The 13,148-nt window shown below is 62.0% G+C and carries 13 protein-coding genes; 12 read left to right on the top strand and 1 reads right to left on the bottom strand.

Features of this window, described 5'->3' with window-relative positions; genetic code table 11:
• Positions 1-100: 100 nt before the first annotated feature.
• Positions 101-1,027, bottom strand: coding sequence for a serine O-acetyltransferase EpsC (epsC, locus tag DYL59_RS22430; protein ID WP_135291143.1), 927 nt, complete (start codon positions 1,025-1,027; stop codon positions 101-103).
• Positions 1,028-1,194: 167 nt separating this feature from the next.
• On the opposite strand from epsC, the gene DYL59_RS22425 reads away from it, so the two are divergent.
• From DYL59_RS22425 to DYL59_RS22370, 12 genes are all read left to right on the top strand, one after another.
• Positions 1,195-2,190 carry a D-cysteine desulfhydrase gene (locus DYL59_RS22425; RefSeq protein WP_135291142.1) on the top strand — a complete coding sequence of 332 codons (996 nt, stop codon included), beginning with the start codon at positions 1,195-1,197 and terminating at the stop codon, positions 2,188-2,190.
• A 279-nt stretch (positions 2,191-2,469) separates the two neighbouring features.
• Positions 2,470-3,264: a cystine ABC transporter substrate-binding protein gene (gene tcyJ / locus DYL59_RS22420; RefSeq protein ID WP_135291141.1), complete on the top strand. Its 795-nt coding sequence runs from the start codon at positions 2,470-2,472 to the stop codon at positions 3,262-3,264.
• Positions 3,264-3,929, top strand: a complete 666-nt coding sequence (gene tcyL / locus DYL59_RS22415; RefSeq protein WP_135291140.1) for a cystine ABC transporter permease — start codon at positions 3,264-3,266, stop codon at positions 3,927-3,929. Before tcyJ ends, tcyL begins: the two co-directional genes overlap by 1 nt.
• Positions 3,930-3,932: 3 nt before the next feature.
• Positions 3,933-4,679 (top strand): L-cystine ABC transporter ATP-binding protein TcyN, encoded by a 747-nt coding sequence (gene tcyN, locus DYL59_RS22410; protein ID WP_135291139.1) that lies wholly within the window; start codon positions 3,933-3,935, stop codon positions 4,677-4,679.
• Between the two features lie 298 nt (positions 4,680-4,977).
• Positions 4,978-5,724 carry a hypothetical protein gene (locus DYL59_RS22405; RefSeq protein WP_135291138.1) on the top strand — a complete coding sequence of 249 codons (747 nt, stop codon included), beginning with the start codon at positions 4,978-4,980 and terminating at the stop codon, positions 5,722-5,724.
• Positions 5,725-5,964: 240 nt separating this feature from the next.
• Positions 5,965-7,170: an SfnB family sulfur acquisition oxidoreductase gene (locus DYL59_RS22400; RefSeq protein WP_135291137.1), complete on the top strand. Its 1,206-nt coding sequence runs from the start codon at positions 5,965-5,967 to the stop codon at positions 7,168-7,170.
• A 24-nt stretch (positions 7,171-7,194) separates the two neighbouring features.
• The gene (locus DYL59_RS22395) at positions 7,195-8,388 is read left to right on the top strand and encodes an SfnB family sulfur acquisition oxidoreductase (RefSeq protein WP_135291136.1); all 1,194 of its coding nucleotides are present in this window, start codon (positions 7,195-7,197) and stop codon (positions 8,386-8,388) included.
• Positions 8,388-9,740 carry an LLM class flavin-dependent oxidoreductase gene (locus DYL59_RS22390; RefSeq protein ID WP_135291135.1) on the top strand — a complete coding sequence of 451 codons (1,353 nt, stop codon included), beginning with the start codon at positions 8,388-8,390 and terminating at the stop codon, positions 9,738-9,740. The genes DYL59_RS22395 and DYL59_RS22390 overlap by 1 nt, the downstream gene beginning before the upstream one ends.
• A gap of 143 nt (positions 9,741-9,883) precedes the next feature.
• Entirely contained in the window at positions 9,884-10,699 is an 816-nt protein-coding gene (locus DYL59_RS22385; RefSeq protein WP_135291134.1) for a MetQ/NlpA family ABC transporter substrate-binding protein, read from the top strand.
• Positions 10,696-11,811, top strand: coding sequence for a methionine ABC transporter ATP-binding protein (locus DYL59_RS22380; protein ID WP_135291133.1), 1,116 nt, complete (start codon positions 10,696-10,698; stop codon positions 11,809-11,811). The genes DYL59_RS22385 and DYL59_RS22380 overlap by 4 nt, the downstream gene beginning before the upstream one ends.
• On the top strand, positions 11,801-12,445 hold the full coding sequence (locus tag DYL59_RS22375) for a methionine ABC transporter permease (protein ID WP_017736886.1): 645 nt from the start codon (positions 11,801-11,803) through the stop codon (positions 12,443-12,445). Before DYL59_RS22380 ends, DYL59_RS22375 begins: the two co-directional genes overlap by 11 nt.
• Positions 12,446-12,468: 23 nt before the next feature.
• Positions 12,469-13,095: a class I SAM-dependent methyltransferase gene (locus DYL59_RS22370; RefSeq protein WP_135291132.1), complete on the top strand. Its 627-nt coding sequence runs from the start codon at positions 12,469-12,471 to the stop codon at positions 13,093-13,095.
• The last annotated feature ends 53 nt before the right edge of the window (positions 13,096-13,148 follow it).

Raw genomic sequence — 13,148 nt, 5'->3', positions numbered from 1 at the left:
GGGCTTGCTCGCGAATGCGGTGGTTCAGCCAACTGATTCAGTGACTGACACACCGCATTCGCGAGCAAGCCCGCTCCCACAGGGTATTTGTGTAGGCTCGTTACTTTTGCGTACCGTCATCATGCTGCAAATTGGCCTGGGTGATATTCGCCCCTGCCGGCACGCTACGGGTCAGCCACACGTTACCGCCAATGGTCGACCCCTGGCCGATAGTGATGCGCCCCAGAATCGTCGCCCCGGCATAGATCACCACGTCGTCCTCCACAATCGGGTGACGTGGATGCCCCTTCTGCAATTGCCCGTCTTCATCCGCCGGGAAGCGCTTGGCGCCCAGGGTCACGGCCTGGTAGATCCGCACGCGCTCGCCAATGATTGCGGTCTCGCCGATGACCACGCCGGTCCCGTGGTCGATAAAAAAGCTCGGGCCGATCTGCGCGCCGGGGTGGATGTCGATGCCGGTGGCCGAGTGGGCGATTTCCGCACTGATCCGCGCCAACAGCGGCAGGCCGGCACGGTACAGGTGGTGCGCCAGACGATGGTGAATCACCGCCAGGATGCCGGGGTAGCACAGCAGCACTTCATCCACGCTGCGGGCGGCCGGGTCGCCGTGGTAGGCGGCCAGCACGTCGGTGTCCAGCAGGCTGCGCAGTGTTGGCAAGGCCAGGGCGAAATCCTGGATCAAGCGGATGGCCAGGGCATCGACCTCGCTGTCGTCCTTGGCGCCCTGGCGTGCGGCGTAGCGCAGTTCCAGACGGGCCTGGCCGAGCAGCGCATTCAGCGCCACGTCCAGGGTATGGCCGACATAGAAGTCTTCACTTTCCTCGCGCAGATCCACCGGCCCCAGCCGCATCGGGAACAAGGCGCCGCACAACGCTTCGAGGATCTGCGCCACGGCCTCGCGGGACGGCAATTCGCGGCCGCCATGTTCACCGCTCAAACGGCCATTGCGCGTTCGCCACTGGTCCCGGGCGCCGCGCAACTGGCTGACGATGGTCTGTAATTGCCAATGGCTGGAACGCTCACTCACGGTATTGCCTCCTGACGAAATGCCCACCACTTTACGGTATGCACCCAGGCCGCTCTTAAGAACCAATGGTGCGATGCTAAGAACCAGCCGGTATAACGCGATTGGCGGTTGCCCGATGAAAAGTGCCTGCCTATAGTCGCCCCATCACTTAGCAACCGTGCGTAGCCATGATCAAACAACAGCTTGACCGCTTTAACCGTCTGGAACTGCTCGGCGGCGCCACTGCCCTGGAAAAACTTGAACGGCTATCGACCTGGTTGGGCCGGGATATCTACGTCAAGCGCGACGACACCACACCGTTGGCGATGGGCGGCAACAAGCTGCGCAAACTCGAATACCTGGCGGCCGATGCCATCTCTCAGGGCGCCGATACCCTGGTGACCGCCGGCGCGATCCAGTCCAACCACGTACGCCAAACCGCCGCCATCGCCGCCAAGCTCGGCCTGGGCTGCGTCGCCCTGCTGGAAAACCCCACCGGCACCGAAGACCCCAACTACCTGGGCAACGGCAACCGTCTGTTGCTGGACTTGTTCGACGCCAAGGTGGAGTTGGTGGAAAACCTCGACAACGTCGACGACCAACTCAATGCCCTCGCCGACCGCCTGCGCAGCAATGGCAAGAAGCCCTACCTCGTCCCCATCGGCGGCTCGAACGCCCTGGGCGCCCTGGGTTACGTGCGCGCTGGCCTGGAGCTGGCCGCACAGATCGAAGACAGCGGTATTGAGTTCGCGGCCGTCGTGCTGGCGTCCGGCAGCGCCGGGACGCACAGCGGCTTGGCATTGGCCTTGAGCGAAGTGCTGCCGGATTTGCCGGTGATTGGCGTCACTGTCTCACGCACCGATGAAGCCCAACGCCCGAAAGTGCAGGGTTTGGCCGAGCGCACCGCCGAGTTGCTGGGTGTGGATATTCCCGAAGCCTTCAAGGTGATCCTGTGGGACGAATACTTCGGCCCCCGTTATGGCGAGCCGAACGCCGGCACCCTCTCTGCGATCAAGCTGGTCGCCAGCCAGGAAGGCCTGCTGCTGGACCCGGTCTACACTGGCAAGGCCATGGCAGGGCTGCTCGATGGCATCGGGCGTCAGCGCTTTGAGGATGGGCCGATCATTTTCCTGCATACCGGCGGGGCACCGGCGTTGTTTGCCTATGGCGCCGCATTTAGCTGAAGCAACAGGGATCAAATGTGGGAGCGGGCTTGCTCGCGAATGCAGTGTGTCAGTCAACACATCCGCCACTGACACACCCCTTTCGCGAGCAAGCCCGCTCCCACATTAGAACTGCGATATATTCAGTATTGGAATATCAAATTAGATTTATATTATTTTCAAGTCTTAAAAACCGGCTTTATCATCGCGCCGTAGGCGAAGACGCGCTACGCGCTTTAAGGCAGGATACGACTACCGCATCACCTGCTTCGCACAACACAAAAAACACAGGGGCTCTTCATGACTATTTCTGTATTCCGTCGCACGTTGTTGGTTGGCACTTTGGGCCTGGCCCTCGGCGCTGGCCTGATCGGCCAAGCAGTCGCTGGCGAACAGTTGGACAGCATCAAGAAAGCGGGCGAAATCAAGATCGGCCTGGAAGGCACCTACCCACCGTTCAGCTTCGTCGATGAAAGCGGCAAGCTCAGCGGTTTCGAAGTGGAGCTGTCCGAAGCCCTGGCCAAGGAGCTGGGCGTGAAGGTCAAGCTGCAGGCCACCCCGTGGGACGGCATTCTCGCGGCCCTGGAATCCAAGCGCCTGGACGCCGTGGTCAACCAAGTGACCATCTCTGAAGAGCGCAAGAAGAAGTACGACTTCTCCAAGCCTTATACAGTCTCCGGTATTCAAGCACTGGTGTTGACCAAGAACGTAGGCACCATCAAGACCGCCGACGACCTGGCCGGCAAGAAAGTCGGTGTGGGCCTGGGCACCAACTACGAACAATGGCTCAAGGACAATCAGCCGAAAGCCATCATCAAGACCTACAACGATGACCCGACCAAGTTCCAGGACCTGCGCATCGGCCGTATCGACGCGATCCTGATCGACCGCCTGGCCGCCCTGGAATACGCCAAGAAAGCCAAGGACACCTCGGTGGCCGGCGATGCGTTCTCCCGCCAGGAAGCCGGTATTGCCCTGCGCAAAGGCGAGCCTGAACTGCTCGACGCGGTCAACAAGGCCCTCGACAAACTGCGCGCCGACGGCACTTTGAAGAAGCTGTCCGAGAAGTACTTCAACGCTGACGTCACTCAATAATGGAAGCAGGTTTCCAACTCGCGCTGGACTCCGCGCCCTTTCTGCTCAAGGGCGCGTACTACACGGTGATCCTCAGCCTGGGCGGGATGTTCTTCGGTTTGCTGCTGGGCTTCGGCCTGGCCTTGATGCGCCTGTCGCGCTTCAAGCTGGTGAACTGGCTCGCCCGAGTCTACGTGTCGTTCTTTCGCGGCACGCCCTTGCTGGTACAGCTGTTCCTGATCTACTACGGCTTGCCGCAAGTGGGCATCGAGCTGGACCCGATCCCGGCCGCCATGATCGGCTTTTCGCTGAACATGGCCGCCTACGCCTGTGAAATCCTGCGTGCCGCCATCGGTTCCATCGAGCGCGGCCAATGGGAAGCTGCAGCCAGTATCGGCATGACGCGCGCGCAGACCCTGCGCCGGGCCATCCTGCCGCAGGCCATGCGCACGGCGTTGCCGCCGCTGGGCAACAGCTTCATTTCGCTGGTCAAGGACACCGCGCTGGCCGCCACCATCCAGGTGCCCGAGCTGTTCCGCCAGGCCCAACTGGTGTCGGCGCGCACCTTCGAAATTTTCACCATGTACCTGTCCGCCGCCCTGATCTACTGGATTTTGGCGAGCATCCTGGCGCATCTGCAAAATCGTCTGGAAGACCGGGTCAACCGGCATGACCTGGAGTCTTGACCCATGATCGTGGTTGAAAAACTGACCAAACAATTCAAGGGCCAGGTGGTACTCAACGGCATCGACCTTGAGGTCAAGGAAGGCGAAGTCATCGCCATCATCGGCCCCAGCGGTTCCGGCAAGACCACCTTCCTGCGCTGCCTCAATTTTCTCGAACAACCTACCAGTGGCCGGATCAAGGTGGGCGACATCGAGATCGACACCAGCAAGCCGATCAACCAGCAGGCAAACCTGGTGCGGCGCCTGCGTCAGCATGTGGGCTTTGTGTTCCAGAGCTTCAACCTGTTCCCCCACCGCACCGCGCTGGAAAACGTCATCGAAGGCCCCACCGTGGTCAAGAAGATGCCGCGCGAGGCCGCTGTCGAATTGGGCCGCAAGCTGCTCGCCCGAGTGGGCCTGGCGGGCAAGGAGGATTCATACCCACGGCGCCTCTCCGGTGGCCAGCAACAGCGCGTGGCGATTGCACGAGCGCTGGCCATGGAACCGGAGGTGATCTTGTTCGACGAACCCACCTCGGCCCTGGACCCGGAGTTGGTGGGCGAAGTGCTGGCGACCATCCGCAGCCTCGCCGAGGAAAACCGCACCATGGTCATCGTCACCCACGAAATGAGCTTTGCTCGTGACGTGGCCAACCGCGTGATCTTCTTCGACAAGGGCGTGATCGTGGAACAAGGCGAGGCCAAGGCGCTGTTTGCCAACCCCAGGGAAGAACGCACCAAGCAGTTCCTGAGCAAGTTCCTGGCTCACTGAGCCAGGTTCTATTTGGAATTCCCTTGCACCCCAAGCCCGCTCCCACATTTTTAACTGCATTCCAACCGGTAAAACACCCCGCCACACCCCTCCAGAAATCCCCCTCCCCGTCAGACGCTTCTGAATCTGCTCCAGCCCGCCGTTTAGCCTTTTGCCGCCATTGACGCTCCTTGGCCAACCCTCTTATCTAGCGCCCAGAGGATTGGATCCTATCCCGGCTACTCAATGAATCGTTCTTTTCGGCCCCTGCTACCCAAGGCCGGAACGATCGCTGCTGGCTGCATCAAGGAGATTATTTATGACGCACACTCTGCTTACCGCCCCGACGCTGCCCCAGGCCCTCGACGACGGTATCAACGCACTGGCTGCCGCCCACTTGCAGGTCGACATCGCCCCCTACCCCGGCATGGACGACGGCGACCTGATCGAGCTGTTCTGGAACAACTGCTTCGCCGCCTCCAGGCGGGTGACGGCAGGCAAGGTCGGCACACCTACCCGCCTGCGGGTGCCCGAGAGTTTCGTGCTCGATGGCGTCGCCCAGGTGCACTACCAGGTTATGCAGATCGGCCACACTGCCGTGCGTTCGGCGGTAGCCAGACTGCGCGTGAAAACCCAATGCCCCGGCGGCCAGCCCGTGCCTGCGCACAGCGACGAAAACCAGAACCTGGCTCCCGTGGGCCTGCCTGACACCATCCGCCGCTACGGTGTCAACGCCAGCCAGGTTCGGCGCGGTATCCCGCTGACCATCGAGCCCTACCTGAACATGAGCGCCGGCGACGCCATCACCCTGCGCTGGGGCGATGTGCGCCTGGACTTGCCGAAGATCCAGGCGGCGGATGTCGGCCTGGCGGTGCAGGTGTGGGTCCCCTCAACGCTGATCATCGAAGCCGGCGATGACAGCCGCCTGGACGTCACCTACTGCATCCTCGACCGCGTGGGCAACAATTCGCGCTGGGCACCGGTACGTACCCTCGCCATCGCCGCTGCAGCGCCGGCCCGGCCAGACGGGACGGCATTGATCTACCAGCCTCACCCCCTTGGCTAACCGCCAGGAGCCGGGTGACAGACCTTCTATGCTTATTCCAAAAAGCACGTTTATTTAAATATTTAACGCGCTTAGGGTATATGCACCGGACCACCGGACATCACTGATTTTTTTGTTTTTATTTCATTGAATGCGAGGTCGGTATGGTCAGAATTACCCCGGTGCATAACGCCAGGGCATTACGTGCAGCCAAGGAGCGGCGCTGATGTCTAACTTGGCTCTTACACCCCCCAGAGCGATCTGGACATCGCCCCGCTGTTGTTGCCGGCCGTCGTGCTGCGCAACGACGCCGAGGCGCTCAACGCCGCCCATGAGCTGGCCCAGGCCGCACGCCTGCAAGCCGCCAAGCGCGATCAGCAACGCAAACTGCCGTGGGCGCAGGTCGAGCAGTTCACCCGCAGCGGGCTGGGCAGTATTTCCATTCCCCGTGAATACGGCGGCCCGCAGGTGTCCTTCGTGACCCTGGCCGACGTGTTCGCGATCATCAGCGCGGCAGACCCGGCCTTGGGCCAGATCCCGCAGAACCACTTTGGCATCCTGCATGTGTTGCAGGGCGCGGCCACCGAGCGCCAGAAAAAGCAGCTGTTCCAGAGCGTCCTCGACGGCTGGCGCATCGGCAATGGTGGCCCGGAACGCGGTACCAAAAACACCCTGGACCTCAAGGCACGCATCACCGCCGAAGGTGACGGTTACGTCATCAGCGGCCAGAAGTTTTACTCCACCGGTGCGCTGTTTGCGCATTGGGTCGCCGTGAAGGCGCTCAACGATGACGGCAAGCAGGTCATGGCCTTCGTGCGCCGTGGCACCGAAGGGCTGCGCATCGTGGATGATTGGTCGGGCTTCGGCCAACGTACCACCGCCAGCGGCACGGTACTGCTGAATCAAGTGCCGGTGGACGCGGAGTTGGTCGTGGAAAACTGGCGCATCGGCCAAACCCCGAATATCCAGGGCGCCGTTTCGCAATTGATCCAGACCGCCATCGACGCCGGCATCGCCCGTGGCGCCTTGGACGACACCATCGCGTTTGTCCGTGAGCGCTCGCGCCCGTGGGTTGACGCCAAGGTCGAGCGCGCCAGCGATGACCTGTACGTGATCGCCGACATCGGCAAGCTGAAGATCGAACTGCATGCTGCCGAGGCGCTGCTGCGCAAGGCCGGTCAAGTACTGGACCAGGTCAGCGCGGCCCCCATCACCGCGCAATCGGCCGCCCGTGCCTCGATTGCCGTGGCCGAGGCCAAGGTGCTCACCACCGAAGTGTCGCTGCTGGCCAGCGAAAAACTCTTCGAACTGGCTGGCAGCCGCGCCACCCTCGCCGAATTCAACCTCGACCGTCACTGGCGCAACGCAAGGGTGCACACCCTGCACGACCCGGTGCGCTGGAAGTATCACGCCATCGGCGCCTACCGACTGAACGGCACGTTGCCGGCTCGTCACTCCTGGATTTAACCGACCAGACCTCTTGAGAAACCTATGACCCTTTCTCACCACGTCGCGGTTATTACCAGCGACGAACAAGCCCTTATTGTGGCCAGCGACCTGGCCGAAGACTTTCGCCGCGACAGCGCCCAGCGTGACCGCGAGCGCCGCCTGCCGCTGCCCGAGTTGGATGCGTTTTCCCGCTCGGGCCTGTGGGGCATCAGCGTGCCCAAGGAATACGGCGGCGCGGGCGTGTCCAACGTCACCCTGGCCAAGGTCATTGCATTGATCGCCCAGGCGGATGCGTCCCTGGGCCAGATCCCGCAAAACCATTTCTATGCCCTGGAAGTGCTGCGCGTAAACGGCACGCCGGCCCAGCAACAACGCCTGTACGCCGAAGTGCTCGCAGGCCAGCGCTTCGGCAATGCCCTGGCCGAACTGGGCACCAAGACCGCCCACGACCGCGTGACTGCCATCACCCGCGACGGCGATGGGTTTCGCATCAGTGGCCGCAAGTTCTACTCCACCGGCGCGATCTACGCCCAGCGCATCCCCACGTCAGTGGTGGATGAACACGGCGTGCAGCAACTGGCATTCGTGCCGCGCGACAGCGAAGGCCTCACCGTGATCGACGACTGGAGCGGCTTTGGCCAGCGCACCACCGGCAGCGGTTCGGTGGTGTTCGACAACGTGTGGGTAGCCGCGCACGACGTGATCCCGTTCCAGAGCGCCTTCGAACGCCCGACCACGGTCGGCCCGTTGGCACAGATCCTTCACGCCGCCATCGACACCGGCATCGCCCGCGCCGCCTTCGAGGATGCGCTGCACTTTGTGCGCACCAAGACCCGCCCATGGATCGACGCCGGCAACGACAAGGCCACCGAAGACCCCCTGACCCTGAAAAGCTTTGGCCACCTGAGCGCCCGCCTGCATGCCACCGAGGCGCTGCTGGAACGTTCAGGCGAGTTTCTTGACCGCGCCCAGGCCGACAGCAACGCCCACACCGTCGCCGCGGCCTCCATTGCAGTGGCCGAAGTGCGTGCCCTGAGCACCGAGGTTTCCCTCGCCGCCGCCAGCACCCTGTTCGAACTGGCCGGCAGCCAGGCCACCCTGGCCGAGCATGGCCTGGACCGCCATTGGCGCAACGCCCGCGTGCACACCCTGCATGACCCGGTGCGCTGGAAGTACCACGCCGTGGGCAATTACTACCTCAACGATGAAAACCCGCCACTGCGGGGGACTATCTGATGGCGAAGAAAAAAATCCTGCTCAATGCCTTCAACATGAACTGCATCGGGCATATCAACCACGGCATGTGGACCCATCCACGGGACACCTCCACCCAATACAAGACCATCGAGTATTGGACCGAATTGGCGCAAACCCTGGAACGCGGGTTGTTCGACGGGCTGTTCATCGCCGATATCGTCGGCGTGTATGACGTGTATCAAAACTCCATCGACGTGCCGCTCAAAGAGTCGATTCAGTTACCGGTCAATGACCCGCTGCTGCTGGTGTCGGCCATGGCCGCCGTCACAAAAAACCTGGGTTTCGGCCTCACCGCCAACCTCACCTACGAACCGCCGTATCTGTTCGCCCGGCGCATGTCCACGCTGGACCATCTGAGCCGTGGCCGGGTGGGTTGGAACATCGTCACCGGCTACCTCGACAGCGCCGCCAAGGCCATGGGCCTCACCGAGCAGGTCGAGCACGACCGTCGCTACGACCAGGCCGATGAGTATTTGGAGGTGCTCTACAAACTCTGGGAAGGCAGTTGGGAAGACGACGCCGTGATCAACGACCCACAGGCGCGGGTGTATGCCCAGCCGGGCAAGGTGCACAAGGTCGAGCACCACGGCGAGTTCTACCAGGTGGAGGGTTATCACTTGTGCGAGCCGTCGCCGCAGCGTACGCCGGTGTTGTTCCAGGCCGGCAGCTCGGACCGTGGCTTGTTGTTCGCCGGGCGGCATGCCGAGTGCGTGTTCATCAGCGGGCAGAACAAGGCATCCACCAAAGTGCAGGTGGACAAGGTGCGCGCCAGCGCCGTGGAAGCGGGGCGCAACCCGGATGACATCAAGGTGTTCATGGGCCTCAACGTGATCGTCGGCGCCACCGAGCAAGCAGCCTGGGCCAAGCATACCGAATACCTGAGCTACGCCAGTGCGGAGGCGGGTGTGGCGCATTTCTCGGCGTCCACGGCCATCGACTTTGCCCAATACGAACTGGACGAACCGATCCAGTACGTGAAGAGCAACGCGATCCAGTCGGCCACCAAGAACCTGCAGAACAACGACTGGACCCGGCGCAAATTGCTGGAACAGCACGCCCTTGGTGGGCGCTATATCACCCTGGTGGGTTCGCCTGAACAGGTGGCTGACGAGCTTGAATCGTGGATCAGCGAGACCGGGTTGGATGGGTTCAACCTGACGCGGATCGTGACGCCGGAGAGCTATGTGGACTTTATCGACTTGGTGGTGCCGGAGTTGCAGAAGCGTGGGTCGTACAAGACCGCTTATGAGACCGGCACGTTGCGGGAAAAAGTCTTCCAGACCACCGCGCGCCTGCCCGAGCAACACACCGGTTCTCAATACCGCCACTGAACAAAATGTGGGAGGGGGCTTGCTCCCGATAGCGGTGTGTCAGTCACCTAATTCATCTACTGACCCACTGCTATCGGGAGCAAGCCCCCTCCCACATGGGATCTTCATTGTTTGCATCCATACCTTATGACTGGAAAACCACTATGAAAAAAACACTGCTCGCCCGCCCAGTCAAAGCACTGGCCCTGGCTTTTGGTTTGTTCAGCTCGGCGGTATTTGCCGCCGACGCGCCGCTCAAAGTCGGCACCACCGCCGCGTTCGCCATTCCGCTGGAAGCCGCCGTGGCTGAAGCCGGCAAGCAAGGCCTGAAAGTCGAGCTGGTGGAATTCACCGACTGGATCGCGCCCAACGTCAGCCTGGCCGCCGGCGATATCGACGTGAACTACTTCCAGCACATCCCGTTCCTGGAAAACGCCAAGGCCGCCGCCGGGTTTGACCTGGTGCCCTACGCGCCGGGGATCATCAACAACGTCGGCCTGTACTCGAAGAAATTCAAAAGCATCAACGACCTGCCCCAAGGCGCCAGCGTGGCCATCGCCAACGACCCGATCAACAGCGGTCGTGGCCTGCAACTGCTGGCCAAGGCTGGCTTGATCACCCTCAAGCCGGGCGTGGGCTACAAGGCCACCGAAGAAGACATCGTGACCAACCCGAAAAAGATCAAGATCCTGCAAGTCGAAGCCGTGCAGTTGGTGCGCGCCTATGACGATGCCGACCTGGTGCAGGGCTACCCGGCCTACATCCGCCTGTCCAAGACCTTCGATGCCGAGTCGGCCTTGCTGTTCGACGGCCTCGACCACCCGGAATACGTGATCCAGTTCGTCACCCAGCCCAAGGGCACTACCGACCCACGGGTGATCAAGTTCGTGGACATCTACCAGCATTCACCCGTGGTACGCGCCGCCTTGGATAAATCCCTGGGCAAGCTCTACCAAGTGGGTTGGGAAGCTAAAAAATGACCGCCGCCCACTCTCAACTGCGCGACCTGGGCCTACCGCCCAGGGACGCCGAGCAGGCAGAACTGCATCCAGACCTGAACCGCGCCCATGTGCGCTTTATCAACCTGGGCAAGACCTATGACGGCCGCGTGCATGCCCTGCAGGGCATCGACCTGGCGATCCAGCGCGGTGAAGTGTTTGGCATCATCGGCCGCAGCGGCGCGGGTAAGTCGTCGTTGATCCGCACCATCAACCGCCTGGAACAACCCAGCAGCGGGCGGGTGTTGATCGATCAGGTGGACATCGGCGACTACGACGAAGACCACCTGGTGGCGTTGCGTCGGCGCATCGGCATGATCTTCCAGCACTTCAATTTGATGTCGGCCAAGACCGTGTGGCAGAACGTCGAGTTGCCGCTGAAAGTGGCCGGTGTGCCCAAGTTGCAACGTGAGCAAAAGGTGCGCGAGCTACTGGAGCTGGTGGGTTTGCAGGACAAGCATAAGGCCTACCCGGCGCAGCTGTCGGGTGGGCAGAAGCAGCGCGTGGGCATTGCCCGCTCGCTGGTGCACGACCCGCAAATTCTGCTGTGCGACGAGGCCACTTCGGCCCTTGACCCGGAGACCACCCAGTCGATCCTCGGCCTGCTGCGCGAGATCAACCAGCGCCTGGGTTTGACCATTGTGCTGATTACCCATGAGATGGCGGTGATCCGCGAAATCTGCGACCGCGTGGTGGTGCTGGAGCACGGGCGTATCGTCGAGCAGGGCCCGGTGTGGCAGGTGTTTGGCAACCCACAGCACGAGGTCAGTAAAACCCTGCTGGCCCCGCTGCAACACGGCTTGCCAGAGGAACTGCAAAGCCGTTTGCAGGCCACACCGGCGTCGGCCGGTGCCGCCGTGGTGCTGCGCTTGCAGTTCACCGGCAGCGACACCGACGAGCCGGACCTGGCCGCCCTGTTCGCCGCCCTTGGCGGGCGTGTGCGTTTGCTGCAAGGCGGGGTGGAACGTATCCAGGGGCACGCCTTGGGGCAATTGCTGCTGGCGGTGAATGGTTCGCCCCACAGCGCCGAGGAACTGCGCAACCGCGCCGGCAATTGGGCACAACAGGCGGGGGTGCTGGGCTATGTGGTTTGATCGTTTATTGCAGGGCGCCATCGACACTTTGTTGATGGTCGGGGTGTCGTCGCTGATTGCGTTGTTGGTGGGGATCCCGCTGGCGGTGTTCCTGGTGACCAGCGACAAGGGCGGTATCTACCAGGCGCCGGCGCTGAACCGAGTGCTGGGGGCGTTCGTCAATCTGTTCCGCTCCATTCCGTTTTTGATTTTGATGGTAGCGCTGATCCCGTTCACCCGGCTGATCGTCGGCACCACCTATGGCGTGTGGGCGGCGGTCGTGCCGTTGACCATCGCCGCTACGCCGTTCTTTGCGCGGATTGCCGAGGTGAGTTTGCGCGAGGTTGACCATGGGTTGATCGAAGCGGCACAGGCCATGGGTTGCCGTCGCTGGCACATCATCTGGCATGTGCTGCTGCCTGAGGCGCTGCCGGGGATTGTCGGCGGGTTCACCATCACCCTGGTGACCATGATCAACTCATCGGCCATGGCTGGCGCGATTGGTGCCGGTGGCCTGGGGGATATCGCCTACCGCTATGGCTACCAGCGTTTTGATACGCAGATCATGCTCACGGTGATCGTGCTGCTGGTGGTGTTGGTGGCGTTTATTCAACTGGGCGGCGACCGCTTGGCGCGAGTGCTCAATAAACGCTGATCGGTTGGGTTATATTCCCGGCCATGACCTTAAAACCCGATGACCTCGACCAGATCACCTCCACCACCCTCGGCCACTACAACAAGGTGGCCGAGGACTTTCGCGCGGGCACCCGCGACCACGATGTGAGCCAGAACATCGACGCGCTGCTGCGGCATATCCAGGGCGCGGCGCCGTTTACCGTGCTGGATTTCGGCTGCGGGCCGGGGCGGGATTTGCAGACCTTTACCCACATGGGGCATATCGCCGTGGGCCTGGACGGTTCCGAGCGCTTTGCGCAGATGGCGCGCGAAGACAGCGGGTGTGAGGTGTTGCAGCAGGACTTCTTGAAACTGGAACTGCCTGCCGAACGCTTCGACGGCATCTTTGCCAATGCGGTGCTGTTTCATATTCCCAAGCAGGAATTGCCGCGTGTGCTCAAGCAGTTGCAGGGGGCGCTGAAGCCTGGGGGCGTGTTGTTCAGCTCCAACCCAAGGGGTGAGAACCAGGAGGGTTGGAATGGGCCCAGGTATGGGTCTTATCACGACCTGGCGGCGTGGCAGGCGTTGCTGAGTGAGGCGGGGTTTGTGGAGTTGGAGCATTACTATCGGCCAGCCGGGTTGCCCCGCGACCAGCAACCTTGGTTAGCCAGTGTCTGGCGCAAGCTTTAGGGTTGCCTGGGCTGACGCTTTCGCGAGCAAGCCCGCTCCCACATTTGATTGCA

This window comes from Pseudomonas kairouanensis (assembly GCF_004682055.1).
Taxonomy (GTDB): Bacteria; Pseudomonadota; Gammaproteobacteria; order Pseudomonadales; family Pseudomonadaceae; genus Aquipseudomonas; species Aquipseudomonas kairouanensis.
Note: the sequence above shows the minus strand (reverse complement) of the source record. Positions and strands in the feature narration are given on the sequence as shown.

Bases quoted from the DNA above. Each gene is read 5' to 3' on its own strand.
- DYL59_RS22405 (WP_135291138.1), top strand. From the start codon at position 4,978: ATGACGCACACTCTGCTTACCGCCCCGACGCTGCCCCAGGCCCTCGAC.
- DYL59_RS22385 (WP_135291134.1), top strand. From the start codon at position 9,884: ATGAAAAAAACACTGCTCGCCCGCCCAGTCAAAGCACTGGCCCTGGCT.
- DYL59_RS22380 (WP_135291133.1), top strand. From the start codon at position 10,696: ATGACCGCCGCCCACTCTCAACTGCGCGACCTGGGCCTACCGCCCAGG.
- DYL59_RS22395 (WP_135291136.1), top strand. From the start codon at position 7,195: ATGACCCTTTCTCACCACGTCGCGGTTATTACCAGCGACGAACAAGCC.
- DYL59_RS22370 (WP_135291132.1), top strand. From the start codon at position 12,469: ATGACCTTAAAACCCGATGACCTCGACCAGATCACCTCCACCACCCTC.
- tcyL (WP_135291140.1), top strand. From the start codon at position 3,264: ATGGAAGCAGGTTTCCAACTCGCGCTGGACTCCGCGCCCTTTCTGCTC.
- tcyJ (WP_135291141.1), top strand. From the start codon at position 2,470: ATGACTATTTCTGTATTCCGTCGCACGTTGTTGGTTGGCACTTTGGGC.
- DYL59_RS22375 (WP_017736886.1), top strand. From the start codon at position 11,801: ATGTGGTTTGATCGTTTATTGCAGGGCGCCATCGACACTTTGTTGATG.
- tcyN (WP_135291139.1), top strand. From the start codon at position 3,933: ATGATCGTGGTTGAAAAACTGACCAAACAATTCAAGGGCCAGGTGGTA.
- DYL59_RS22425 (WP_135291142.1), top strand. From the start codon at position 1,195: ATGATCAAACAACAGCTTGACCGCTTTAACCGTCTGGAACTGCTCGGC.
- DYL59_RS22390 (WP_135291135.1), top strand. From the start codon at position 8,388: ATGGCGAAGAAAAAAATCCTGCTCAATGCCTTCAACATGAACTGCATC.